Annotated in this window: 25 protein-coding genes; 6 read left to right on the forward strand and 19 right to left on the reverse strand. The window is 62.8% G+C overall.

Annotated elements, in window-relative coordinates; all coding sequences use genetic code 11:
- Positions 1–460: 460 nt before the first annotated feature.
- The 15 genes from ACODR1_RS03190 to ACODR1_RS03260 all read right to left on the reverse strand — a co-directional run bounded on the left by ACODR1_RS03190 (position 461) and on the right by ACODR1_RS03260 (position 18,312).
- On the reverse strand, positions 461–1,888 hold the full coding sequence (locus ACODR1_RS03190) for an FAD-dependent monooxygenase (protein WP_488879334.1): 1,428 nt from the start codon (positions 1,886–1,888) through the stop codon (positions 461–463).
- Complete coding sequence (locus ACODR1_RS03195) at positions 1,870–3,591, reverse strand: recombinase family protein (RefSeq protein WP_488879171.1); 1,722 nt, start codon at positions 3,589–3,591, stop codon at positions 1,870–1,872. Before ACODR1_RS03195 ends, ACODR1_RS03190 begins: the two co-directional genes overlap by 19 nt.
- Before the next feature lie 15 nt (positions 3,592–3,606).
- On the reverse strand, positions 3,607–3,819 hold the full coding sequence (locus tag ACODR1_RS03200) for a hypothetical protein (RefSeq protein ID WP_488879172.1): 213 nt from the start codon (positions 3,817–3,819) through the stop codon (positions 3,607–3,609).
- Positions 3,820–3,896: 77 nt separating this feature from the next.
- On the reverse strand, positions 3,897–4,448 hold the full coding sequence (locus tag ACODR1_RS03205) for a helicase (RefSeq protein ID WP_488879173.1): 552 nt from the start codon (positions 4,446–4,448) through the stop codon (positions 3,897–3,899).
- A 427-nt stretch (positions 4,449–4,875) separates the two neighbouring features.
- Positions 4,876–6,873 carry a hypothetical protein gene (locus ACODR1_RS03210; RefSeq protein ID WP_488879174.1) on the reverse strand — a complete coding sequence of 666 codons (1,998 nt, stop codon included), beginning with the start codon at positions 6,871–6,873 and terminating at the stop codon, positions 4,876–4,878.
- Positions 6,874–7,348: 475 nt separating this feature from the next.
- Positions 7,349–8,191: a DpnII family type II restriction endonuclease gene (locus ACODR1_RS03215; RefSeq protein ID WP_488879175.1), complete on the reverse strand. Its 843-nt coding sequence runs from the start codon at positions 8,189–8,191 to the stop codon at positions 7,349–7,351.
- Positions 8,191–9,297 (reverse strand): DNA adenine methylase, encoded by a 1,107-nt coding sequence (locus tag ACODR1_RS03220; protein ID WP_488879176.1) that lies wholly within the window; start codon positions 9,295–9,297, stop codon positions 8,191–8,193. Before ACODR1_RS03220 ends, ACODR1_RS03215 begins: the two co-directional genes overlap by 1 nt.
- Before the next feature lie 195 nt (positions 9,298–9,492).
- Entirely contained in the window at positions 9,493–11,070 is a 1,578-nt protein-coding gene (locus ACODR1_RS03225; protein ID WP_488879177.1) for an ATP-binding protein, read from the reverse strand.
- 121 nt (positions 11,071–11,191) lie between these two features.
- Positions 11,192–12,352: a hypothetical protein gene (locus ACODR1_RS03230; RefSeq protein WP_488879178.1), complete on the reverse strand. Its 1,161-nt coding sequence runs from the start codon at positions 12,350–12,352 to the stop codon at positions 11,192–11,194.
- Positions 12,353–12,661: 309 nt separating this feature from the next.
- Positions 12,662–14,326, reverse strand: coding sequence for a hypothetical protein (locus tag ACODR1_RS03235; RefSeq protein ID WP_488879179.1), 1,665 nt, complete (start codon positions 14,324–14,326; stop codon positions 12,662–12,664).
- A 170-nt stretch (positions 14,327–14,496) separates the two neighbouring features.
- Positions 14,497–14,784 (reverse strand): FAD-dependent monooxygenase, encoded by a 288-nt coding sequence (locus tag ACODR1_RS03240; RefSeq protein WP_488879180.1) that lies wholly within the window; start codon positions 14,782–14,784, stop codon positions 14,497–14,499.
- A 268-nt stretch (positions 14,785–15,052) separates the two neighbouring features.
- Positions 15,053–15,847 (reverse strand): ATP-dependent Clp protease proteolytic subunit, encoded by a 795-nt coding sequence (locus ACODR1_RS03245; RefSeq protein WP_488879181.1) that lies wholly within the window; start codon positions 15,845–15,847, stop codon positions 15,053–15,055.
- Positions 15,848–16,005: 158 nt separating this feature from the next.
- Positions 16,006–16,407 carry a cupin domain-containing protein gene (locus ACODR1_RS03250; RefSeq protein ID WP_488879182.1) on the reverse strand — a complete coding sequence of 134 codons (402 nt, stop codon included), beginning with the start codon at positions 16,405–16,407 and terminating at the stop codon, positions 16,006–16,008.
- Between the two features lie 54 nt (positions 16,408–16,461).
- A complete protein-coding gene (locus ACODR1_RS03255) occupies positions 16,462–17,238 on the reverse strand; it encodes an alpha/beta fold hydrolase (RefSeq protein WP_488879183.1) in 777 nt (258 codons plus the stop codon).
- Between the two features lie 90 nt (positions 17,239–17,328).
- The gene (locus ACODR1_RS03260; protein WP_488879184.1) at positions 17,329–18,312 is read right to left on the reverse strand and encodes an alpha/beta fold hydrolase; all 984 of its coding nucleotides are present in this window, start codon (positions 18,310–18,312) and stop codon (positions 17,329–17,331) included.
- A 147-nt stretch (positions 18,313–18,459) separates the two neighbouring features.
- Between ACODR1_RS03260 and ACODR1_RS03265 the strand changes: the two genes are divergently transcribed.
- Both ACODR1_RS03265 and ACODR1_RS03270 read left to right on the forward strand, forming a co-directional pair.
- Positions 18,460–18,882, forward strand: coding sequence for a MarR family winged helix-turn-helix transcriptional regulator (locus ACODR1_RS03265; RefSeq protein ID WP_488879185.1), 423 nt, complete (start codon positions 18,460–18,462; stop codon positions 18,880–18,882).
- A gap of 442 nt (positions 18,883–19,324) precedes the next feature.
- Positions 19,325–19,759: a LuxR C-terminal-related transcriptional regulator gene (locus ACODR1_RS03270; RefSeq protein WP_488879186.1), complete on the forward strand. Its 435-nt coding sequence runs from the start codon at positions 19,325–19,327 to the stop codon at positions 19,757–19,759.
- Between the two features lie 177 nt (positions 19,760–19,936).
- Here the strand turns inward: ACODR1_RS03270 and ACODR1_RS03275 are convergent, their stop codons facing one another.
- The 3 genes from ACODR1_RS03275 to ACODR1_RS03285 form a co-directional block, all read right to left on the reverse strand.
- Positions 19,937–20,176 (reverse strand): DUF3175 domain-containing protein, encoded by a 240-nt coding sequence (locus tag ACODR1_RS03275; protein ID WP_488879187.1) that lies wholly within the window; start codon positions 20,174–20,176, stop codon positions 19,937–19,939.
- Positions 20,177–20,500: 324 nt separating this feature from the next.
- Positions 20,501–20,740, reverse strand: a complete 240-nt coding sequence (locus ACODR1_RS03280; RefSeq protein ID WP_488879188.1) for a hypothetical protein — start codon at positions 20,738–20,740, stop codon at positions 20,501–20,503.
- Positions 20,741–20,847: 107 nt separating this feature from the next.
- A complete protein-coding gene (locus ACODR1_RS03285) occupies positions 20,848–21,135 on the reverse strand; it encodes a hypothetical protein (RefSeq protein WP_488879189.1) in 288 nt (95 codons plus the stop codon).
- A gap of 190 nt (positions 21,136–21,325) precedes the next feature.
- Here ACODR1_RS03285 and ACODR1_RS03290 point away from each other — a divergent pair, with 190 nt between their 5' ends.
- The 4 genes from ACODR1_RS03290 (at position 21,326) to ACODR1_RS03305 (ending at position 23,474) form a co-directional block, all read left to right on the forward strand.
- On the forward strand, positions 21,326–21,760 hold the full coding sequence (locus tag ACODR1_RS03290) for a hypothetical protein (RefSeq protein WP_488879190.1): 435 nt from the start codon (positions 21,326–21,328) through the stop codon (positions 21,758–21,760).
- Positions 21,761–21,788: 28 nt separating this feature from the next.
- A complete protein-coding gene (locus ACODR1_RS03295) occupies positions 21,789–22,340 on the forward strand; it encodes a type 1 glutamine amidotransferase domain-containing protein (protein ID WP_116490011.1) in 552 nt (183 codons plus the stop codon).
- A gap of 377 nt (positions 22,341–22,717) precedes the next feature.
- Entirely contained in the window at positions 22,718–23,200 is a 483-nt protein-coding gene (locus tag ACODR1_RS03300) for an Hsp20 family protein (RefSeq protein ID WP_116490012.1), read from the forward strand.
- A gap of 10 nt (positions 23,201–23,210) precedes the next feature.
- The gene (locus tag ACODR1_RS03305) at positions 23,211–23,474 is read left to right on the forward strand and encodes a hypothetical protein (protein WP_488879191.1); all 264 of its coding nucleotides are present in this window, start codon (positions 23,211–23,213) and stop codon (positions 23,472–23,474) included.
- Between the two features lie 308 nt (positions 23,475–23,782).
- Here ACODR1_RS03305 and ACODR1_RS03310 read toward each other — a convergent pair whose 3' ends face one another.
- The gene (locus ACODR1_RS03310; protein WP_488879192.1) at positions 23,783–24,145 is read right to left on the reverse strand and encodes a CZB domain-containing protein; all 363 of its coding nucleotides are present in this window, start codon (positions 24,143–24,145) and stop codon (positions 23,783–23,785) included.
- Between the last annotated feature and the right edge of the window lie 188 nt (positions 24,146–24,333).

A 24,333-nucleotide genomic window follows, 5' to 3' on the forward strand; every position in this document is an offset into this window, starting at 1 on the left:
CTTCAATCTTGCCATACGCTCGAACGCCCCCCTCCGCCGCTCAACCATCTCACAATCGCGCCCCCCTCAATCCGACATCGCGTGCCTTGAGGCGACGATAATCCTGTCCATTCACGAAACCCGCCTCAAGGCAGCCCAGCCGTGTGAACCCGGCTCCAGTCACGTTTGACCAGACCGCTCCGTCGGGACGCATGGCTAGAAAGGTCGGCCAGCGCGTTGGCTGAGGCTTGGCGCTAATGATGCGGATTAAAACCTCATCGCGGCCTAGTTCGATCGACGCCAGATCGCGCACGTCGTAGCGGCTCCCGATCCGTACCTTTGATCCACCGTCCAGATCTCGGCGGTCACCGAAGCGATGCTTTGGCATCCACGCCATATGGCGTGCAACGCCGCTCACTGAACGACGTCGCACTATCCGCGCTCGCCGGCGCGAAGCCTCATCGGCAGATCGGGTTACGCCTTACTTGCGGCCCAGAATCTGCGACATCGATCGGCAGAGGCTAAGCGTCGGATCAGCATCCGAACCGAATGCGCGCCACGCAACGACGCCATCGGGGCGGATCAGGCAGGCGCCCTGCGAGGAGACCGTAAAGGTCGCCTCGAAGCTGCGATCCTCTGGGAAGCACACTTGCTGGCCAACGGCGATGCTACGCAATGGGACATCCAGGTCGCGCGCCACGGCGAGGCCAGCATTGATCCATCGGACGTCCGGGCTCATCAGGACGAAATCTTGGGAAAAGAGATCGAGCGTGGAGAGGGTCCGGCCGTCGAAGCTGATCCACACGTGAGGCGCCCGGGCGCCAGGCTGCCCAGCCCAGATATCAGGATGCGCGGCGGGTGGAAGGTCCTCGTCATTGGAGATGACGGCCGTTGAGCTGACCCTTTGACCAAGCTCCATCGCCTCGGCGCCGAAGAGGGGGTCGCCCGCCAGCTGGTCGCCGGCCCAGCGACGATAGTCTGGCCTTGCGAAGGTTTGCTGATGTCGCAGCCAGCCGATGGGCTGGCGCTCGGCGCTGTAGGTGTCCAGCAAGGCGGGCGAAGCCACGCCACGAAGCACAAGGTCAAGTTTCCAGGCTAGATTGTAGGCGTCGTCGATCCCGGTGTTTGCGCCGAATCCGCCCCGGGTCGGGGGGAGCTGGTGGGCGGCGTCGCCGGCCAGGAAGACCCGCCCCCGGCTGTAACTGCGCGCGATCCGGCCAGCCATCTCCCAGCGCCCTGTCGTGATCAGCTCCACGGGCAGATCCTGGCCCAGGGCGCGCCGGATCGCGGACCTCAGCTGGTCCTCGGACCGCTCCTCGTCGTCGCTGAACATCAGCACCCAGCGGCCATCTGGGTAATGCGTAAGGAACGCCTGGAAGCCGGGCTGTTCAATCTCGAACTGCTGGATGCCCCGCTCGAGGTAGGGCTCGGCGGCCTCGCAGCGGAAGAGGACGCTACGGATCGTTCGCAAGAATCCGACGCCGTCGCGCCCTATCCCGAGGTGCTCGCGGATCGGGCTGTCGGCGCCATCCGCCGCGATGAGGTAGTCTGCGCGGATATCATAAATCTCGAACGTGTCGCGGGAGCGCACCTGTGCGGTGACGCCGTCCTTGGTCTCGGCGAACGACAGCATCTCCACGCCAAGCCTGAGGTCGGCCCCGCGATGCAAGGCCTGCTCTCTCAGAATGGGCTCAAGCCTATCTTGGGCGATCGCGGCCCCGGTGCAGGGAGAGACTTGTCCCTTGTCGGGTTCGGCCTGTCCGGGCGTCCAGGGCGTCTCCTCGCCCCAGCGGCCGGTCAGGCTTTCGACCTTGGCGCGCCGCAGGCGATTGTCGGGGCGGGCCTGGGGGATGAGATCGGCGATCCCGACGGCGCGGTAATGCTCGAGCGTCAGTTCAGTGAAGCCGATGGCGCGAGGATGTGGCGAACTGCCCCTGTGCTTTTCGACCCCTCCTCGCCGGGGACCGACACACCGTCCGTCCCGGTGGCCCTCAAGGCCAAGCGTAGCGGAGCCTGCTCCACCGCCTGACGGTCCTCGGCCCAGGCCAGGATCGTCTCAAGGTCGCCGAAAAGCCGGATGTCCAGACCACCACGCTTGCCGGTCGGCGTCACCACGATCTTTTCAATCAGACCCCGCAGGGCCGTGGCCGCAAACGTGCGGTCGGCCGGGTCGTTGAGCGCCTCGGTCAGCCGCTCGACCTTGCGGCGGTAGAGGTCGGCGACGTTGGGGTGAACATCGGGAATGTCGCGCGGCGCCTGGGCCAAGGCCGCTTCGATCGCCTCGACGTCGCCCTCAAGCTCCTTGAGCCGAGCCATGAGGGGGCGGCTATAGCCGCCGTCCTCAATGGCGGAGACGATGCCGGCGATAGCCCGGCGGGCCTTGTCCAGCCGTGCGCGGTCTGATGCCTCGTTGGCCCGGCGCATATGATTGAGCCGGTTGGTCTCCTCAATAAACGCCCGCATGGCCTCAGCCGCCACCTCAGGCGTCAAAAGCCGTTCCTTCAGCCCAACCAAAACCCGCGCCTCCAGGCGCTCGGCCAGGATCGTCGCGCCGTTGATGCAGCCGGTGCCCCGGACGTGGCCGGTGCAGGCCAACCTCTCGTTGCCGCGCCGGGCGTAGGACCCGCCACAGGCGCCGCAGGTGACGAGACCAGACAGCAGGGTCGCAGGCCGGCGAGCGGTGCCAGCGGCGGTGAAGCCGCGAGCGCCCCTGGCGACGGCCTCCTCATAGACCCGGCTGAACTCCTGCTGACGGGCCTTGGCGGCCTCCCACAGGCCGTCCTCGACGATCCGCAGATGTGGAACATCGACATGCACCCACTCGCTCTCGGGATTGGCCCGGCGGTGGACGGAGCCGGTGTCAGGGTCGCGGAGATCCTTGGCCCGGTTCCAGATCATCCGGCCGACATAGAGGGCCTGGTTGAGTATGCCGGTATGCTTGTTCGACTTGCCCCGGATGGTCTGCTCGGTCCAGGCGCCGCCTCGTGGCGCAGGCACGCCGGCGGCGTTGAGATCCAAAGCCATCTGACGGGGGCTCTTGCCGGCGATGTAGTCGGCGAAGATGCCCCGGATAACCTCGGCCTCCTCGGGGATAATCGCACGCTCTCCGGTGGTCACCCTGCCGGCCGCGTCGATCTCGCGAACGACCCGGTAGCCATAGCACTTGTTGCCGCTGGCCTTGCCGGCTTCCACGCGGCCTCTGAGGCCCCTGTGGGTCTTGGCCGCTAGCTCCTTGAGGAACAGGGCGTTCATCGTGCCCTTGAGGCCGACATGCAGTTCCGAAACCTCGCCCTCCGACAGGGTGAAGATCGGCACGCCCGCAAACTGCATGCGCTTGAAGACGGAGGCGATGTCGGCCTGATCGCGGCTGAGCCGGTCCATGGCCTCGGCAAGGACAAGGTCGAAGCGGCCGGCCATGGCGTCGCGGAGCAGCGCCCGAACGCCTGGGCGAAGGATGACGGTCGAACCGGAGATCGCCGCGTCCGAATAGACCTCGACCACATGCCAGCCCTGCTTGTCGGCGTGCATGCGGCAGACCCGAACCTGATCCTCGATCGAGTTGGGGCTCTGCTTCTCGTCGGAATAGCGGGCGTAGACGGCCACACGGGTCATGACGATCTCCTAGAGCTAGCCTTCGTTGGTGTCCTGGCGTTGGGCGTTGTCGTTCGACGCGGCCAGGGCGCGCTGGAATTCCTCGCGAGCGATCTGGCGGCCAAGCAGGCGCGCCAGGGTCATCACCGGGTCGGTGTCCTGATCTCGGAAGCAGCCACTGTGGAGGCCGTATTCGCCCTCGTTAGCTGCGCGATAGAGGTCTTTGCTGGTGCGTGGTTCGTCACTCATGGCGGCGGGTTCCTGGGGGGCGGAACGCCAAGCCTTGATCCATGCCCACAGGGCCTCAACTACGGTTACGCCGCACCTCATGCACTTCCGTCCCGGCCGGCCCGCACCGACCATTCAATCCAGCCTTCCAGCACGAGGGGGCGGTTGCAGTCCGGGCAGCGCATGGCGGCCAGATCCCGCACGACGCCGGTCAGCAATAGGTGTGCCGGCTCGTTGTCCTCGGGATCTACCAGCCGGGCCGCAGCGGCCACCTTGGCGGCGATCTCGGTCGGGGTAGCAGCGGCGACCTTGGGCAAGGCTTCGGTCAGCTCGTGCCGCTGGCGGAAGAGGTCGGGGAGGATGGCATCGATGCGGGCCATTTCCTGGCCCTGAGGCAACGCAAGCTGCTCCTCTTCGGAGAGTTTCAGCCAGTTATGGTTCTGAAAGACGTCGCTCTCCAGATCGGCCCAGCGGTTCACAAGGCGGCAGATACGAAGGTCGAGCGCGACGAAGGTCCCGAAGCGCACCAAGGCAGGGTCACCGCCTGACAGGAAATCGACAGCGCCGACGGGCAGCGCTGGCGCCGTGGCAGCGGCGCCGATTACGGCGCGGCGGGAAACTGGGGATCTATCGACCTTGTTTCTAGGCATGGGGGCGCTCCCGGCGCAGGCGCTCGGTCCGATCAGTGTTATGATCGGTGAAGTTTTGGTACGGTGTACCAAATATTTCGCACGTAGACTCAATCGAGTCAATACGTGGTATGAATTTTGTCGCACGAGGTGTGAAGTTGTTGACGCCTATGCAGGTTCGACTAGCGAGAACCGCTCTGGGGCTTGGCGTGCGAGAGCTGGGTGCGGCAACAGACGTGTCGCCCTCCACCATCCAGCGCTTTGAGTCTGGCATTGGTGGCATGCAGACGCGCACGCTCGACAAAGTGCAGACTTTCCTCGAAGCGGAAGGGATCAAGTTTCTCCCCGCCACCGAGACAGAAGGTCCTGGCTTGCGCCTCAGAAAGTAAGGGCGGCACGAGCGCCGCCCTCCGCGCCAGAGCCTAAAGCGGGGCGCAAAACTTCCACCTCAGCTCCCCCAAACCTGATTGAGCACCTGCGCCACCAGGGCGGCCTTATCCTGCGGCAGGAACCGGCCGTAGTGCTCGGCTATGGTGTCGGGCGTGTCCTGGATGGCGTAGCTGGCCTGCTCGTAGGAGCCGGTCTGCTTGAGGACGTGGGTGGCCAGGACGTCGCGCACGTTGTGTGGGCCGTGCGGTAGCAGCCCCTCGATGGCGCCTTTGCCGGTGTAGGGGTTGTAAATGCCATAGCGCTGGATGATCGAGCGCCAGGCCTCATAGAACTTGTGCTGCTCGTAGGCGCCGCTGTTGCTCTTGTTCTTCACCGTCTTGACGAAGAAGGTTCGCGGGTCGGGCTGGGTCTTCAGCAGGGCCTTCCGGTCCAGGCGTAGCCAGACGTCTATCTCTTCGTAGAGGCCCGACAGGTCCGGCAGGATCAGGCGTAGCGGGCTCTTCCTGAAGAAGGTCGATCCGGCGTTCTTGAAGGCCACGGCGGGCACGAAGACCTCCCAGCCGCCGTCTCGGTCGCTCCATCGCAGCTCGCCCCGCTTAAGGGCTTCGAGCTGGCGCTCTGGCGTTGGGCTGCGACCGCGCGGGACGACGAGGAGCTGGCGGAGGTTCTTTTGCCGAAGCCCTAGATGCAGGCCCATGCGGATCATTAGATATCCCCGCGTCGCCTCGGCGGCCGCGACGGGAAAGCGGCGTCGATCGGGCCGGCGCCGGCGCACCTCCTCGGCGATCTTGCGATACTCGCCTAGCGGGCTGTCGGCCTCCAGGATGGTCAGGATCGGCTCGAACGGATCGCGATGCACTCGGGCTACTCGATCGACCTCCTTGGCCCTGACGATCGCGTGCCGGTGGATGGTCTCGCAGACGCCTTCCCAATCCTCGGTCGCCGCCACGATGTCGGCTGGGGTGATGAGGCCGGCGATGGGTCGCAGGTAGCCGGCCAGGTGCGGCGACTGGCGAAGCCAGCCGGTGCCCTGGCGCGTGAGACCGGCGACGACGGTGAGCATCTCGCTTTCCCAGCGGGTGAAGAACCCGCGCTTGATCTCCCGCCAGCGCAGATACCAATCCCACACGGCCGGGAAGAGAAGGACCGCGAAGGTCATGCAGCGGACGGGCGCGCCATACCCGCGAACCTCCCCCTCGGGGCAAGCCGCCAGCGCCCCGAAGAGGAGCCCTAGGTGCTCCATCTTCTGGTTGGCGGTCTCGTCGTTCCAGACGCCGTTACGACCCCGGCCGCCGGTCGTCAGGGTCGCGGTCTTGAAGAGCCGCAGGTCGCGGGCCTCGGTATCGAGGATGATCGGCGCCCGCTCGGTCTGCACCGGTCTGCCGGCCTCGGGCTCGCCACTGTCGGCCAAGCGCTCCTCAAGCGGCCGGGGCTTGGGGAACGGCAGCGGCAAGGCGCCTTCCGAGAAACGGAATGAGAAGCGATGGAGGACCGCGTTGGCGTGGTAGCGGCGATATTCGGTGGCGCCGGAGATAATTACCGTGCGCACCCAGGCCAGGATCTCCGCTCGCTTGGCCCTGGGAAGGAGGTCGAAGTCGTCGGGCAGGTGCCAGGCCAGGCGCCGGCGCTCGACAACGGAGAGCTTTTCCAGCCCGCCGCCGGTGATCATCCGGCCGGGGTGAGCGAGCTTGGATGAGAAGTAGCCATCAGGCAGGCGATATCGCCGCTCGATCGCCTTAAGAACGCGAAGGCCCGTGGCGCTGCGCGGCTCCTTCTCGCCGCGCTTCCATGTGTAGAGGGTCTGAGGATCGATCTTGAAGCCCTGGGCGGTGATCGCCTTGTGCAGCCGGTAGACGTTCTCGCCGTGTCGCTCGACATGGAGCTGGAAGGCCTCTGCGAAGTCGTCGGGATCTTCCCACTCGGTCCACACCGGCTCGGGGTACATGACCACCGGCCGGCGCTTGTAGGGTCTCCTGGTCTTGGTCGGAGAGGCCTCGGTCTCGGTCGCTTGGGCCGCAGCGGCGCCCGTGAGCGCTGTCTTGAGTTTAGGTGGCATAGGTTCGCACTGACGCGCGGAGCCATTTGTCCGCTGGCGTAAGACCCCTGAGCGAGACCTCCACCCTACCGGTCTAGAAAATTGAATCCGGGCGTGGGCCGCCGGCCACAGGCAGGGCCTGACTTAAAACCTCAAGCGTGCTTGCATTGCGGCTTAAGCCGCATGCCGAGCCCAGGTCGGGCGACGGGCGGCCGGTCAAGGGTGGCCGAAGGCCATCGCCGAAGGCGACGGCGCTAGCCGCCCTTGAGGGGCTGCCCGACGGCTGGCCCCACTCCGGCGAAGCCGGGAAAGAACAAAGAAAATCAGCCGATTAGCTCGGAAACGGCGCCAAACCGGCGCCAAGTTCGAGGGCGTGGCGCCAAACCGTCGCGCCGAAAAACGATGTGCAGACAATTACTTACGGCAGCCGACCCGAGGGGTTGGCGCCGTTGCTTTATCTTGCCTTAGTAAGCAATCGCCCCCAAAGGCGATGTCGCTAGAGCCCGCATTCGACCTTAAGCTTACGCAGGTCCTCAATAAATCGCTCCCGCATCCCTGTCGTGTAGATGCGAGCAATTTTTCCTTCGTTCTGGCGCTCAAGGATCTTGCGAAGATCCGAAGTGCGCTCCTTCCAGGTGAGACCATCGGTTACAAAAAGGAGAGTCGTATCGCGCCGCATGGCTTCGATGATCGCGTCGAGATCGCCGATAACATCCGTCATTTTCGACCCGGTCGCGCCATACCCTTTAACCTCGATAAGGATGCGAGGCCGGACCCGATCTGGGACAGCGAAATCGAACTTCGCGGTCTTGCCGTGTTCGCCGACGAACGTTCCACGAGGAATGTATCCGCCCTCCCCAAACACTTCCCGCACGATGCTTTCGACGAAATCCTCCAGGCCGCGCCCTCGCTTCTGGCCCGAGATGGCCGAACCGCGTCCAGCCCGAAGGCGCTCCACCAGAATATCACTCCAAACTGGAGCGTAGTTGATGGTCGCTGCCATCTTCTCAGGAAGACCGAGCCGCACCAGGGCGTCTAGGTAGGCCGCTCGATCAGCGTTGAATCGCTTCACACCCAGACCGCCGGCTGACCCAAGCTCGCCCGCAAGTGCTGAGCGCATTTGGTCCGACGACAGAGCCAAGAAGAGCCGCGAACAAAGGAGACCTTCGTTGAAGTTTTCTTCGAGCAGCGTCTCAATGTCGGATCGACTATAGCTCGGCTTGTGCTCGAGCGCCGTCAGGCGCGCTATAGCGTTGGCGGCCATCTCGTCCATCCACTCAACGTCGAGCGGGCTCAGGCTGCCAAGCACCTCCTCAAGCGATTGATCAACAACCTGCATCAGCGGCCCACGACAAGATATTCAGTGACAGCCGCGCGCTCGACGCCCCCGTGGGTGCCGAAATGGTAACGGTGGGGCTTCTCAAAGACAGTCACCGCCGACTTGTGCCGCTCCATCAGGGAAACAAGTTGGTCAAGATCTGGGAAGCCATTCGAACTATAGGATAGGACGATCGTACTCTTGGCGAACCGAGCGAACATCCGATCAAAGGCCTCTACAGCGGTACGGCGATAGCTGAACGGCGTGTAACGCTTTGCGATCTTTTTGACCTTGGTGTTTTCAGCGATCGGCAGACCCTGCCAGTAGCAAGAAAGCCCTTCTAGAAAATGGTAACGCTTAATATAGCAATTGTCGTCAGATCTAGGAACGTAGGGCGGGTCTAGATAGACTAGGTCGACGGCCTTTTTGGGCAGTTCGAATACGTCCGACCGCATGGCATGATTTCGGCGACCGTTGTCAAAAACCGCCGCGTTGAAAACTTCAATCTGCTCAAGCAGGTGCTCCTCAAGTGAGAGGCGAAGGTCGCGCCGGCCGTCGTCGTAGCGAGAGAGGTCACCCGAGACGGTGAATACGCCGCGTGGTTGCCGCTTCAGGCACGAGCGGAAAAGAGCTGCGTAGGCGAGAGCTTGCTCGTAGGGGCTCTCAAGGTGCCGGATATTGCCTGAGACGCGGTCAAGGAAGCGGAGGTCCTCAGGCGTGAAAAACACGCCATCGAAGGTCTTCTCGATGAAACCGTGTGCGCTTGGCGTGGGGTCCAGAAGGCGCTTTATGGCCTTCCCGTCGAGTCGCACTGTGTTGTTCTCGATGGTGGCGCGCGCCACAAGGCTGGTGAAGTTGAGAAAGTCCGATGCGATGACTCTTCGCCCCATCGTTTTCATGAGGTAGCCAACGCAGCCGGTCCCGGAGAATGGGTCGTGCGCGCTCTCAAAGTCGAGCGTGTCCAGCACGCTATGGATCCAAGGCAGTAGGCGCTTTTTCGACCCCATATAGCGCAACTCTGGATACCTCCCAGCCGCCAGAGGCATAGGCTGGGCCGGGGATAGCTGCGGCTTGAACGGAATGATCTGCGCTGACGGCGTGAGCTTCAGTGCTGAGGCGTTTTTCATAGATCAGAGTACCGGAAGCGGACGAGATTGATTCGCGACCACGTGTCGGCCGTAAAGTGCGCACCGCGCCGCTGGAAGCCAAGCAAATACCCAGCCGGTACGAACGGCTTGCGGCCGATCCTGACGCAGGTGCCCTTGTGCCTGTCCGCGGAAAATCGGGACGAATTTAGCGCGGCTGGCCTGTGACGGCACGTGCTAGTCCTTGTCGAATTTTAGCTTGTAGAGCTTCCTGAGCACAATCTCTACAACGGAGCGAAACTCCTTGATGTCTTGATCGCTGATGCCGGCTGACGCGCGCTTGTGAACCAGATCGCACCGAATATTGTAGTAGTGCCCAATTTTCTTCCATGTAGAATCCGTTATATTTACCAGCTTCTTGATCTCATTGTGCACAAGATGTCTTTGTTTAAAAATATTGTTTAACTGTGAATCTGAGTAATGCGCGCCGGAGTCGTTAACTAGATATTCCTTAAAAGCAATTTCTAGCGTGCTATCCAGCAGAATCAGCACAATTCTATTCTTTTGCTCGAGCTTCTGCTTTCCAATCAAGTCAGCAGCGATAACACCTTCGTACAAACCTCGAACCCAAGGCTTTTGTTTGGCTAATCTCGAATTGGTTTGAGTTATCACGTCGCCGTAACGGGGGCGCGATTTCGGTGCCGGAGCCAGGTATGATTTCTTGGCCGTTGGAAAGTCGTCGATCTCAACATCGACAATTTTTCCAGCTGTATGGCGAAAAACCTGCTCCGGCCACTCACCTTGCCAAGCTCGCGATACACTGGCGTAGTCCTTTACGACTGTAACAAGCCAAGATTGTAGCGCGATAAAAATTGGATGATTGGTGCTTAGGTCTGACTTGCTGCTGTTCCACGGCATGGAGCTGGCTTCGCCGTGAAGGGAGACGATCACCTTGGTGAGGGAGACCTTTGGGTGAGGAAGGCCGGCAAGTCCCCTTGTGAACCCCATCTCAAATGTTTTCATTCCTCGGGCAAAGAGGCGATCATTCCCATAGAAATAGACACCGTACTCGCCAGAAACGGGGCTTGATTCATTGCTCAAGCCGGCCAGGACCTCGACCTTCACCTTCGTGCCATCGTCAGCTGGGATTTCTCCCTTGTACCGATGCGGGAGATAATTTGGGGGATAGGCCCAGTTGTCGAAAAACGCCGGCTTCACAGGGTCATTGTTGACTCGGATCGCCACCTGACCCCCGGCGAGGAATTTTGCATAAGTGGCGCCTAGGTGGAGCCTCAGCCCATCAATCACGGCCTCATTGATCAAGACGCGTAGCTTGAAGAGTTCAACCTTAGTGGTGCCCTCGGAGATTTGATCGACCTCATAGTAGGGCACATCCCAAGTCGTCTCGTCGTCGATCCATGGGTCGTCGAATTCAACCCTAAATGTGGCAGCCTTCCCAAAGCGGGTGGTGACTCGAATGTCCTGAGCCAGCGCGACCATTGCCCGCTTGGTGCCTACGCCGAAGAATCCAATAATTTCATCGCCCTTGGCAGAGCCCGTTTGGCCTGGGCCGACGATGACGCTCAGCGCGCTCTCCGCCACGCCTCCCGCGTTATCCTCCACACAAATCGTCTTCTGGTTCTCATCAAGAATAACTTTGACTAGAACGTTGCTCTTTCGACCGCTGCGCACCCAGACATCGAGGCCGTTGTCGATCATTTCGCAGATCGATTTGTTAAGATCGTAGTCTGCGATAATGGACTGATAAACACGCTTGGATGGCACAGCGCTGACGGTGCCGACGTATTTCTTCATTCTCACCCCCACCCCGAGTGGCTTGCTAGGCCGAGGAGTGGAGTATCTACAATTGCGTAGCGCAGGCAATGCACGCGATGATTTCCGCCCATGAACGCATGGGCTAGAGCCCGGCCACCTGCTAAGATCCGCCCGCTCGACCGATATCCTTGAATACACAGTCCACGAGGATGCCAGTGATGGCGTCAAGCCAACTCGCCAAGGCTTCGACGAGATTGTCATCCTGAACAGCTTCGGCTTCAAATCCCAAAGCATCTGCTTCCAGTAAGCCGTAAGCTTGGTGCGCAATCCAAGAAAGAGGCGAATAGGCAGCATTGTAGAAGCCTTCGCCCAGTGGAGAAATGCGAGCCTTCTCGATCACTGAACCTAAAAGACGGTCATAACCACCTAGCGCACGTTCGGCAGAATCGGTCGCCTTCAATGCCTCCTCTTCGCGCGAGCGACCAAGTCCAGAGATCGCAGATACAAGCTGGAAACGCGGCCCAAAGAATGACGGTGACAGCCAATCAACATAAAAGCTCAAAACTGCTTCATACGCCATGCGCACAAGCGCGGCGGCATGTTCCGCCCTGCCGCCGGCAACTAGATTCTCGACTGAATCAAGGAGCCTTTCATGTCTTAGAAGTAGGGCGTGGAGCATCTGGTGATAATGAGGGGCGCTTCGATCATCGACGTGAAACGCTAGGATGCGCTGCCTGCACTCACCGCAAGCGGACTTTAAAGTATCAATGACGTCCGAAATCGGAAGGTGGCGATCATTCACGAATGAAGTGTAATGATTGTTGGATGAGGCTATAGCGCGAAAATACTCTATTCTGCCATTTAACTTTTTGCCCCAAATCGCACCTTCGGCGCGCCTGACATCTGCAGGACCATAGATCAAGCAGGGGGCATGGGTGATGCCTAATTCCATATAGGCCGCGAGGATTGCCTCATCATCAGCGCAAACAAATTTACTTTCGGCTGAAGATAGAGAACTCCAATATATTGTAAGCGGAGGTCTTTGCCCGCTCTGTATGGCTCTGCGGACTGGCGGAATCCAGTCCGATTTTAGATTTGAGATATGCTGGACACTGCCATTCTCATGCCTGAAGAAGCCGGTAGTGATGTCAGTAAGCGGCAGCCTCGTCATTGCTACGGGGATCGAGCCAGCCTCAACCTTTTTGAATAACTTGAGATACTGATCGTCGTGCCGAAATCCTTGGGGAACGACAAGTCGGTCTAGTGCGACTTTGTGTAATTCGGGAGTTCGCCTGTGGAGCGCGATATCGGTAGAAGTCATTGGATCTAGCTGCAATTTGGAATCTGTGAACAACTAAGTGTTTTTGGCGCACATCGCCGCCTGGCCGATAATCCGTTCAGCACGGATGGAGAAAGGACGGCCAGTTGTGTCAGAGGTGATCGGTTTCAAAGTCTCGATGACCTCGTTGCTCTGGAATCTTCCATGCAACGGGACCTGGCATCGTTACACAGCTCGCGCGATCTCGCGCCTTAAGGGCGACCTCTGGTGCAAACAATCCATGACCTTCTCCGGTGGTGCGATCTGGTCGTGCTGACAAGCCTTGCAGGCGATAATGCAATGCCGGGGACGTCATCGCTCATCCGTCCCAACCGAAGAGACGACGCGAAGGTCCGTCTCAGAAGCAGCAAGCAGGTTTCGCAGCCGAAACCTGTTGAGGTCAGATTCAGCAGCGAGGATCTGCAAGGCATCGCTCAAGCGCGGCAGGGCTTGTGGTGCATGGGCTTGAGCTTTCACCTCGCGATAGAGGCGCTCCACAGAGCCACCAAATTGTTTCAGTGCTAAAGCGACATCGGCGGGATCCGCGTGGCCGAGTTGTTCCAACTCTCGAGCGTGGTGCGCGTCGCTGACTATGAACCGAAGGATTGCGGCGAGCGATCGTTCCTCGGTCACCGGCTGCCGGTGTGCGTGTATGAGAGCCTGCATGCCCTCTGCGAACTTGGAGAGGTCGTAAAACAGGATTGGGTGAGAGGGAGCCACCTGACTTAGGTACTCCCGGGCGCTGCTTTCGGCGATATTTGGATAGCCAAGCTCGGTCAGAGTGCGGAAAGCAAGATCCACGTCGCCGAGGTACAGGTCAGCCGCTGCGGATCGCATGGCCTGAAGTAGCCGCGGAACAAACTCGTCCACTGAGCCACCCCAGCCGATTTCAAGTTCGGTCATCACATCCTGAAAGTCGCTGCGCTTGACCATGCGCCGAACGCGCTCGTTGCCTTCGCTGCACAGCTCCTGAAGCGCTGCGCCGTCGAGGGCTCGACCGCCCAAGAGGCCCTGGATTAAACGGTCCAAATCGCTGAGACCCGAGAAGCGCAGAGCGCGGAGTTGCTCCCTCCAACGCGTCTCTTCTGGAGTCTCAGGCTTGGTCGGCCCGCCCAGTAGGCGCAGGGCTCGCTCAGGGCGGCTTTCGTCGATGAACTCCAGCGGCGGCGCGTGGTCAGGGTCGAACATGGACCAACCCAGGACAACAAGCGATCGCATAACCTCATCGATGACCGGCTCTTCGCTACGCGCCAAAGCGTCATCGATTTGCTGGGCGAACCGATCGAGCTTCTGAAGCAGGCGAATGTTGCTGATCTCAAGAGTCCGGGCATGCACCTTCAGCGCCCGGGATGCGCGCGTGTCACGGGTGACACCGATGTCCAGAGCCTCGTCGATCGACGGCTCGAAAAGGACCGATGCGTCGAACACCTTCTCGAAGTAGCGGCGGAATTCGGGGCTTTCTTCTTTGAAGGCTTCATCGTTGACAATCACAGCGACCTTGCAGCCGCACTCCTCTTTGAGGAACGACACAAGGCCCATAAGATCAGCGAGCTTGAGCGTTGGATTACGGCGTTCCAGGTCGTCAAAGCAGATAAGGTTGTCTTTCACGAACCACCCAAGAAACGTGGCGGTGTCAGCGTCCTTCAGATGCGGGATAGCCCGCTCAGCGACGCCGTAGACCTTCTTCAGCCTCTTGTCGGCCACATGCCGCAACTTGCTCAGGATGTCCGTTGAGGAGGCAGGCTCCGGTGCCACCGCGTTAAGAAAGATGGTGCGCCGCACCGCCTGGATGTCCGACAAGCCGAAGAGGGAGACGTAGCTGTAGGGCGGTAGCTTCACCTTGTGGCTTGCGGCATAAAGCGCACGTCGCCAAGTATAAGTCTTCCCAACGCCCCAGCGCCCGGTGACTGCCACGCTTTGCCCCATCGGACCCAGGAGAAATGATTCCAAGGCCTGTCTCGCGGTCGAGATCGTCATGATGGTTACCCCGTCGATCAGAGGAGACCACCCTGGCGAGCTTCGAGGGTCAAGACGCCTTGCATCCTTGCCTTTGTCGCCCCTCGGCTCGGTATGCATCTGGTGAGGGTAGCAGCGGCCTAGCCCCGGTAGGCGAACGTCAGGGCGTTCCGGTCTTCCTGTCCACCCAGTTAAACGGCCTGGCGTTTGCCGGAATGCGCGAGAGCTCCAGCCAGACGGGCGTGGATCGGAAATCCTAAATTGCGATCGATACTGCCTGTCGGTTTGAGGGGGGGAGCGACCAGGATTGTCCTGACGCCCCGGGAAGAGAGGAATAGCGCCGCGGAGAGGCCAACGAGGCTCCCTCCGACGATCAGGACTTGGGTATTGTTCGGGGTATTGTTCTGCACGGCGTGCGATCCTTTCGCTCGACGTCGCCGAAGGCGACGAAAAGGACTGGCCGCTTTTTCGCGACGCACAGGACCGATCGGCCGGGCATAGTGTCGATCATTCCAGGGCCTTCGACGAGAAAACGGCGCAAGTCCGCTTCTGTCGTGGTCCGCGGCCCTCAGGGCTGGAATATCGCTACCGCTTGGATAGCTGACCGGGGCTCACCACGTCCGGTCCACCTTTTTCGACAGGACTCCCTTACCGTCGGGCGCCCCGCAGTGCAACAGCACGGTGACCCGGCGAGAGGGCTCCGTCCGGCGCCGGCCTCTTGGCCTCGCCGATGAAATCTGCCTTACGCTACCGCATGAAGCAGGCCGCATCGCTGCGGCCAAGGGCCCTTACGGCTGCGTCCAGTGCGGCCTGCGACCTTGGTCCCCGACTGGCGTCGACAGTGACGCCGTGCGTGGCCAGGAGGCGGTCCGAATAGAGGATCATGACCGGATCGGGCGTCGGGCACAGCGCCAGGCGTCCGTCCTCCGAGAGATCATTGAAGCCCGCCATCCAACGAAAGAAGTTCACGTCGACACCGGCCCGTCTCAGGAACGCGTCCTGCCGATCGATCTGTTTTTGGACGCCGGCGCGAACGCCGGCGACCTGCGCCTCGACCTGCTCGGTCGCGACCTGCGCCGCGATTGCCTTGCGCAGCTGGGCCTCGTCGAGCCGATGCGCCCCGCCGTGGAACAGCAGCAGGGCGTCATCGTCGATCACGCGACGGTCGCCGGCCGTGAACAGGTAGTTGGCGCACGAGGACGCACAGACCTTTTGGGCCACCACCGTGGTCTGGCGGGGTATCAGCACCTCGCCCATGGCCATGCCGGCGTTGATCTCGCCGCCGCCCGAATTGACCACGACCACGACAGGGGCCGAAGGCTCGAACTTCGACAGCGCGCTGACGAACGCCGCCGATGTCTCATCGTTGATTGGGCCCGAGAAGCACAGGCCGTCGGACGCGATCTGGCGCACGGGCTGTGATTGGTTATCGGAAGAACGGCTCCACGTCCGGCAAGCCTCGATGATCGCGGTCTCTCGATCCAGGCTGGCGGGACCGGTCATTCCGAGGAAGGCGATTAGAACTGAAAGCCACATGGTCATTGCCGGGTCAGAAGGTCCTCGCCAGCGGGATGCTAGGGACCGGATCGCAGTTCGTTGGCGGGCTCAATCGCGAGAGCCGCCTCGCCCGCCAACGACCCAGGGCGATCAAGCGCCTTGAGGTTGGTGGCGGGCCGCCCAGCCCGACGAGGCTCGGGCCTTTACTTGGCGTGGTCGACGACGTGGGCGTGCTCGACGAGCGTCTTGCCCTTCTCGACGATGTAGGTGGCGAGCTCGGCGCCGTTGGCGGCCCCAGGATTGCGCGCCTTGTGCGCGACGCCGGCCGGGACGAACAGCACGTCGCCGGCCTTCAAGGTGACAGGGCTCTTGCCCTCCAGCTGGTACTCCAGCACGCCTTCGAGGACGTAAATGACTTCCTCGCCGGGGTGGCGATGCCAGGGGGCCTCGGCGCCCGGCGCGATGTCGATGCGGGCCTGGATCGTCTCGCGGCCCGGGATCGACAGGTCGTGGCGCTGCAGGTCGGTGCGGGTGACAGGCTGGGCGGCCAGGGCCGGCGAGGCGAGCAGCGTCGCGGCGACGATGGCGCCGAAGAAGTTGGACATGGTGGTCTCCTTCCAGATCCCGGCCCCGTCGGGGCCGGGTTTTCGTTGATGCACTTAAGGGCGCGTGGCGCCCTGGCTGACGCCTTGGGCGGCGGCTTCGATGACGCCGGCCACGGCCTTGGGCTGGGAGGCGAAGACGACGTGGCTTCCCTTCACCTCGGTCGCCTTGGCGCCGATGCGCTGGGCGGTCTTGCGCAGCAGCGCCGGGGCGATGGCGCCGTCCTCGGTGGCGACGACGGCCCAACTGGGCTTGGTCTTCCAGGCCGCGACGGTGAGCTTGGCCTTTAGCGCGGCCATCGCGACCGGGTTCTGCGAGGCCTGCAGGAAGGCCGCGTCCTTTTCCGACAGATCGGCCGCGAAGCCGGCGCGGAACGTCTCGGCCTTCAGGAACGCAAAGCCATCGGCGGTTTCCTGGGGCTGAAAGTTGGGCGGCGGAGGGATGTCGGCGTACTGGTCGAGCACCGACTGGCCTACGTCGGGGGCGAAGGCGGCGACATAGACGAGGCCTGCGACCTTGGGATTGTCACCGGCCTGGCTGATCACCGCGCCGCCATAGGAGTGTCCGACCAGGATCACCGGCCCATCCTGGCGGGCGATGACGCGATTGGTGGCGTCGACGTCGGCCTCGAGCGAGGTCAGCGGGTTTTGCACGATGCTGACCTTGTAGCCGCGGGCGGTCAGCTGGTCGTAGACGCCGCGCCAGCCCGACCCGTCGGCGAAGGCGCCGTGAACCAGGACGACGTTCTTGACGGCAGGGGCGGCCGGCTGGGCCGAAGCCGAAGCGGCGAGCGAGAGCGCCAGGGCGCCAGACAGCAGAGCAGACTTGAGCATCGAAGTTATCCTTGAGGTGGGCGGCTGCGCCGCCGAAATGTCGTGAGGGGTCTGGCCTCGACACCCGCCGAGGCCAGATGTTGGGCGAGGTCAGGCGCGGAAGAAGGCCAGCAGGTCCTTGTTGATGACGTCGGGATGGGTCGACGCCATGCCGTGCGGCAGGCCCGGATAGGTCTTCAGCGTACCCTTCCGGACCAGCTTGATGGCCAGGTGGGCGCTGTCGGCGATCGGGACGATCTGGTCGTCCTCGCCGTGCATGATCAGCACCGGGACGTCGACCTTCTGCAGGTCCGGCGTGAAGTCGGTCTCGGAAAAGGCGACGATGCAGTCATAGTGCGCCTTGGCCCCGCCCATCATGCCCTGGCGCCACCAGTTGTCGATCAGGCCCTGGCTGACCTTCGCGCCCGGACGGTTGAAGCCGTAGAAGGGCCCGGCCGGAACGTCCTGGAAGAACTGGGCGCGGTTAGCGGCCAGCGCGGTGCGGAAGCCGTCGAAGACCTCGCGGGGCAGGCCGCCTGGGTTGGCGGGGGTCTTCAGCATGATCGGCGGCACCGCGCCGACCAGCACGACCTTGGCCACCCGGCCAGGCTTGGCGCGGGCCGCGTAGTGGATCGCCTCGCCGCCGCCGGTCGAGTGGCCGACATGGATGGCGTTCTTCAGGTCCAGGTGGTCGGTCAGCGCGATGACGTCTGCGGCGTAGGTGTCCATCTCGTTGCCGGTGTCGGTCTGGCTCGAGCGGCCATGGCCGCGACGGTCATGGGCGATCACCCGATAGCCTTGGGCCAGGAAGAAAAGCATCTGGGCGTCCCAGTCGTCGCTGCTCAGCGGCCAGCCGTGGTGGAAGACGATCGGCTGGGCGGTCTTGGGACCCCAGTCCTTGTAGAAGATCTGCGCGCCGTCCTGGACGGTAACGTAGCCGCTGCCCGTGGTCGACTTGGCGGCCTTCGCTGGCGTTGCGGCGGCGGGCGACTGGGCTGCGGCGGCGATCGGCAGCGCCGCCGCCATGAGGCCGGCCCCGGCGGTCATCAGGCCACGGCGTGAAGCTTGGACGGAGGTACGGTTGGACTGGCTCATCTGGATCCCCTTAAGAAAGTTTCCGCGATATCTGTTATCGCGATATCGATATGCCTAGAGGTGCTGCGGCGCGCTGTCCAGCGATTTATTTATCGCGATATCATTTTTCGTGGTAAGGAGCGTTGGGTAGCCCAGAGAGGAACAACCGTGCCTATCCCGCTCGACGACCAGGTTTGCTTTTCGCTCTACGCCACGAGCATGGCGATCAACCGCACCTACAAGCCCATGCTCGATGCGATGGGCATCACCTATCCGCAGTATCTGGTCCTGAACGTTCTGGGCGAGGCCGACGGCGCCACCGTCGGCGCGATCGCCCAGCGGCTCTTCCTGGAGTCCAGCACCGTGACGCCCCCGATCAAGCGCCTTGAGCAGGCGGGTCTTGTCGTGCGCCAGCGAAGCGCCGCCGACGAGCGCCAGGTCCAGGTCCGCCTGACCGACGCGGGGCGAGCCCTGCTCAAGGAATGCGACTGCCTGGGACAGACCCTGGCCGCCAAGTCGGGACTGACCGCCGAGGACCTCGATGGCTTGAACAAGCAAGTGCAGCATCTTCGCGCGAAGCTGGCGGACTAGCCGGGACGCCCCCGGGGCGCGCTGCAAGAGATGGGGCGCCAATCCCCAACGGGCGCGGGTTATGGCGGACCTGCCTGCGGCAGGGAATATCCCTGTGAGCCTTGGTCTGGTCCTATCGTCAAGCGCGGCCGGGTCGGAAGGCATGGGAAGCTCGTTGTGTCGATAGCGCTGCCAGGATCTGATCTTCCCGCGCTGCAGGTAAGACCCGGGACGGCTATGGCGGGGCTACACTAAAGTGCGGCCGCAAGGGCGGACGCGAATAACCCGCTGGCCGAAGAGATGGGCGTCGAGGGAGTAGCCGCCTGAACCGGCCGGCATGATCGCTATTGCGTGCAGGGCGTTGACCGCCAGAAACGCCCGCGCGGCCCCCTCAGCGCGAGAAGCATGGTGAAGGCGATGGCCAGGACGAGGGCTGCGATCCTGCCCAAAAGGCCAATGATCAATGCGGCCGCGCTCAGCAAGGCCAGAACGCGCCCAGGCGCCCCGCGCCCGGATCATCGTCCTGACCACCTATGCGGGCGACGTGCGGGCTCTGCGCGCCCTCAAGGCCGGCGCTAGCGGCTATCTGCTCAAGAGCAGCCTGCGCCGCGAGCTCATCGACACGATCCGGGCCGTCCATTCCGGCAGGCGCCAACTGCACCCGCAGGTGGCGCACGACATCGCAATCAACGCCACGGCCGAACCCTTGAGCGAGCGCGAGATCGACGTGTTGCGTCGTGTCTCCACCGGCCAGGCCAACAAGGAGATCGCCGGCGGCCTGGCCTTGTCCGAGGACACGGTGAAGGGCCACATGCGCAGCATCTTCAACAAGCTGGAGGTCACCGACCGCACCCAGGCGGTCACCGTCGGCCACCGCCGTGGGATCATCCAGCTTTAGAGCATTCCATCGACGTCGCTGACCCGACAAGGGGGCATTGCCATTCCATTAGGCGCTGACAGGCGGATAGTGCCGATGTCCACAACGGGCCGATCTCGCGCCTGCGCATGGCGCGCCGATCGTACAGTTTCTGGAGCCAAGCCAATGTCGGCTTCCGGGGAGACGCCGCACGTGTCGCTAAGCCGGCTTGCGACCAAACTGCTGGCGCAGTTCATCCTTGGCGGCGTTGAGCACCTGTTTGCGCTCGGCCGACAGGTTGTCGCCTGCGCGGTTTATGCAGAAGGTGAGCATCGACATCGCCGACTGAAACGGCGTGCCCTTGCGCCGGTGGCTATGCTCGGCCGAACGCTTGAGGGAGGCGGCGATCCTGGCCGGATCGTCCTGCTCGAAGAGGTGAGCCTTCAGGCCCGAGCGCATCACTCGTCTTGGTGACCTTGGCCGACCATTTATGGTCAGCGACCTTGGACATAACTAATCCCCTTATCTTTTTGCCAATGGCTCTTCATCCGCTCACCTCCGTTTAGGACCGGACTTGAAGGTGTCGCCAACGTCCGCGGATGCGCCGCCATCGGGCCCCGCCTTGGCTTGTGACCGCTTCCCCGTTCGCTCGACCGCTTTCCTCCCGCCCAGGGCCGTGAATTCGCCCGGGGCCTCCGCCTCGTTAGCCTTTCCGCCTTCGGCGTTCCGATCGGACATGATTTGTCTCCGTTCCAGGGCCCGCGCCTCGGCAAAGGCGTGGGGTTAGGCCTGGGCGTACGACCCGACTGGCAAGATCGGGTCGCCTTGCGGCATCCACTCACCCGCCAATTGGCGCCTTAGATCCAAAACCCGCACGCGCGCGCCGCCGGGATGCTTCGCGGCCAGCCGCCTGGCTTCCCGCTCGGCCTGTCCGCCCGTTTCGAAAAACAGAACTTCACCGGTGTCGCAGAGCTTGACCGACCAGCCCCCCTCAAACGGGGAGACCTCGAAAACGCAGGTCATCGTCGCCTCCGATTTCGCCGCGTCGATGGCGAAAGCTCACCACGTACGGGCGCGCGATCAAGATGGTGGACGGAAAGAGGGCCGCTCGAGAGCGGTCCTCCGAAGGCTCAACGTTCAGCGCCGCCGTCGGGGCCCGGACGGATGTCGCCGTTACCGCCAGTGACGCCGCCGTTGCTCAGACCGTCCTGGTCCGTGCCTTCGACGCCTTCATTGGGGCGGCGTTCACGATCGGCCTGCTGGTTTTGCTGGCCCGGCTGAGCCTGCTGAGGGTTCTGGTCTTGCTGCTGGGGCTGGCGCGTCTCGCCCTGCTGGTTCTGCTGCCCGGCCTGCTGGCGCTGGGCGTCGTTGGGCTGTTGCTGCAGGCCTTGGTTGTCGCGGTTCTGGCTCATGGTCATCTGCTTTCCATCTTGATGTTGGCCGCGCGATGGACGTGGCGAGAGGCAAACGATGGATATCCTCTGCCTGTTCCTCTGTCGGAAATGCGACATCCAAACTCGAGCTAAGCGACTGACTTTACTGTGGGAACGGGGTGGGGCGGCGGGAATTTTGTGGGCGTTGCACCACCCATCTCAACGGAGACGTCAGATGCCTCAAGGTGACAAATCGAAATACACCGGCAAGCAGGAACGCAAGGCCGACCACATTGCGCAAGGCTATGAGGCTAAGGGCGTTTCAGAGAAGGAAGCCGAGCGACGGGCCTGGGCCACGGTCAACAAGGATGACGGCGGCGGCAAGAAGCAGGGCGGCTCCGGACGCGGAAAGTCCACGGGTCATCCGGCGGCGCATAAGGGCGGCAAGGCGGGGGGGCAAAGCGTCGGCCCATCGCAGCGCCGCCGACCGCTCGGCCTCGGCCAAGAAGGCGGCCGCGACGCGCAAGCGCAACGCCGAGCATCACGCCCACAACTAAGGGGGTTTAGCACCTCGAACGGCGCCGAAATCTCGGAAACGGCTTCTGGCTTTTCCGCTGTCGGCGCTGATTGGAACCGCCGCTCGCCAGACCGGGTTTCCGCCAAGACTTGATCCCTGCCGCTTGCCGAGGAGTCCTCCCATGCCCGATCAAACCCTGGCCGGCCGAAAGGTCGCCGTGCTCGCCACCGACGGCTTCGAGCAGTCGGAGCTTGAAAAGCCGGTCGAGGCCCTGAAGGCCGCCGGCGCGCAGGTCGAGGTCGTCTCGCCCAAGGGCGGGCAGATCCAAGGCTGGGAACACCATGACAAGGGCCGCACGGTGCTTGTCGATCGCGAACTCTCGGCCGCCAAGCCTGAAGACTACGACTCCATCGTCCTGCCGGGCGGGGTGATGAACCCCGACGCCCTGCGGCTGGAGCCCAAGGCCATCGACTTCATCAAGCATTTCGTGACGACGAAGAAGCCGATCGCCGCGATCTGCCACGGGCCCTGGACGCTGATCAACGCCGGCGCCGTCAAGGGTAAGGAGATGACCTCGTGGCCGTCGCTGGAAGCCGACCTGACGAACGCCGGCGCCAATTGGGTGGACCAGGACGTGGTGGTCGACAACGGCCTGGTCACCTCGCGCAAGCCCGACGACCTACCGGCCTTTTGCGCCAAGATGGTCGAGGAATTCGCCGAAGGCCGCCACTAGGCGCATTTCTCCGGCGACCATTTCAAGATGGGAAGCCGTGCTGAGCGCGCGGCCTCCCCAGGCTTTCGCGTTTGGGGACTGAGGCGACCAGGCGCAAGGTCTCACACGGGTCGTGTTTGGTCGCCGAGATCACCGCTCAGGATGATCGTTGACCTAATCTCCAACAGTGATGCACAGCGGCGAGGTTCAGCCTCGGGTTCAGGCCGTGCAAAGCTTCGGTTCAAGGATCGAAAAATTTCTGATGCGAGCGTCTTGACGCTTTTCGGCCGCGCCCTAATTCATCGCCTGCTTGCCGGGCGCCGACGGGGCCTGGCCCTGGGGCGCATGGCGCTTGGCTCGGCGCCCCTCATGTCCAACTTGCTTTCGAGGAGATGGAAATGAGCACCGTTTTTGATTTCAACCCTCTCTACAGCTCCATGATCGGTGTGGATCGCATGGTCGATCTCGTCGAGACAGCGCTTCGCACCGAAGGGAGCGCCAGCTATCCTCCGTACGACATCGAGAAGACCGGCGAGACCGCCTACCGCATTTCGTTGGCGGTCGCGGGCTTCGCGCCCAAGGATCTCGAGGTCGTGGCCGAGCCCAATCTCTTGGTGATTAAGGGGCGAAGGGCGGCGAACCAAGACCAGGGCGCGCGAACCTTCCTGCACCAGGGCCTGGCCCACCGCGCTTTCGAGCGCCGGTTCGAGCTGGCCGACTATGTCGTGGTCAAGGACGCCTTCCACGCCCATGGCGTCTTGTCGATCGATCTGGTCCGCGAGGTGCCTGAGGCCTTGAAACCCAAGCAGATCGCGATCGGGGTCGGCGCGGGCCAACAGGCGCTGGAGCTCAAGCCGGCTAAGACGCGCAAGGCCGCGTAAGGAGCTGGCCATGCGCACGCACACCCATGCAAACGACCGGGCTCGGCCATGGCCGGTTCGGCCGGCGTTCGGCTTCCTCCACCCCTTGGAGGTGCTGAAGGATCAGGATCTCGGTCTCGCCGAAAAGCGCGAAATCCTGGCGGCCTGGGCGTCGGACGCCAGCGCGGTCGAGCACCGGCCCAGTCAGAGATGGCTCTTGGGAACGCCCGCGCCTGTGCCGCTCAGCGAGGTCCTGTCCGCGCTGCGCCGCCTGGACCGCGACATGTTCTCTTGAGTTGGGGCGGAGGGCCGGCCGCCACTTCGCTCCGCTCACTGTTTTGCGCTATGACCATGCCTTGTTTCATCTTTGTCGAGCCGTCGAGCGACGGCTGGATCGTTCGCGGCGACTTTAGCGGCGGTCCCCTCCAGTTTGCCACCGGCGCCCGCGCCGAGCAGGCCGCGCGTGACTTGGCCCATCGCCTGGCGGACGCCGGCGAGCCTGTGATCTTGGAGATCCGACTGCGTGATGGCGCGCGCGCCGGCCGCTTCTTGTTTCCACCTCACGGGGCGCAAACCGGGGCGGCCTTGGCGCGGCGCGCTTAGCTAGGCCGCAACCGATCCAGCCGTCGCCCGCATTCGCCTCAAGGCGGCGGCTAAGTCCGCAACCGCCAGAACGAAAGGCGATCCCTGCCGAAGCGATCTTCGAGCCTCGGTCCACTGCCCGCGATTGATCTGGTCGGCAACCAAACCCGCCTGCTGGTGGAAGGCGCGATGGCTTTCCAGCAAGCCTAGGAAGGCATGGTTGCCGGCCCAACGCCGGGCGCCCACGCCGTGGATCCAGCAACCGAGGGGGCAATGTCGATCCGATCGCAAGGCGGCGGGATCGACGGGGCGGCGCTCATTGAGGGCCGCGGCGAGCGCTTCGCGAATGTGGTGGTGGTGGTGTGCGTGTTCCTGAAAATCCATGACCAAACCTCACGGCTTAATCCAAGGGCCGGGTTGTCGCGCAGGATGGTTTCCGGTTGGTTTTCGCTGGATCGATGTCCACAGTTTGATAGGTCTGATGCACGGCCTTTCAAGCTTTCGCGCCGCGTTTCTTCCTCGCGAACCGTCGCGCTGTCAGATATGCGCGGAAGGTCCAGTTGCGGGAGATG

Source organism: Caulobacter sp. FG7, assembly GCF_057808875.1.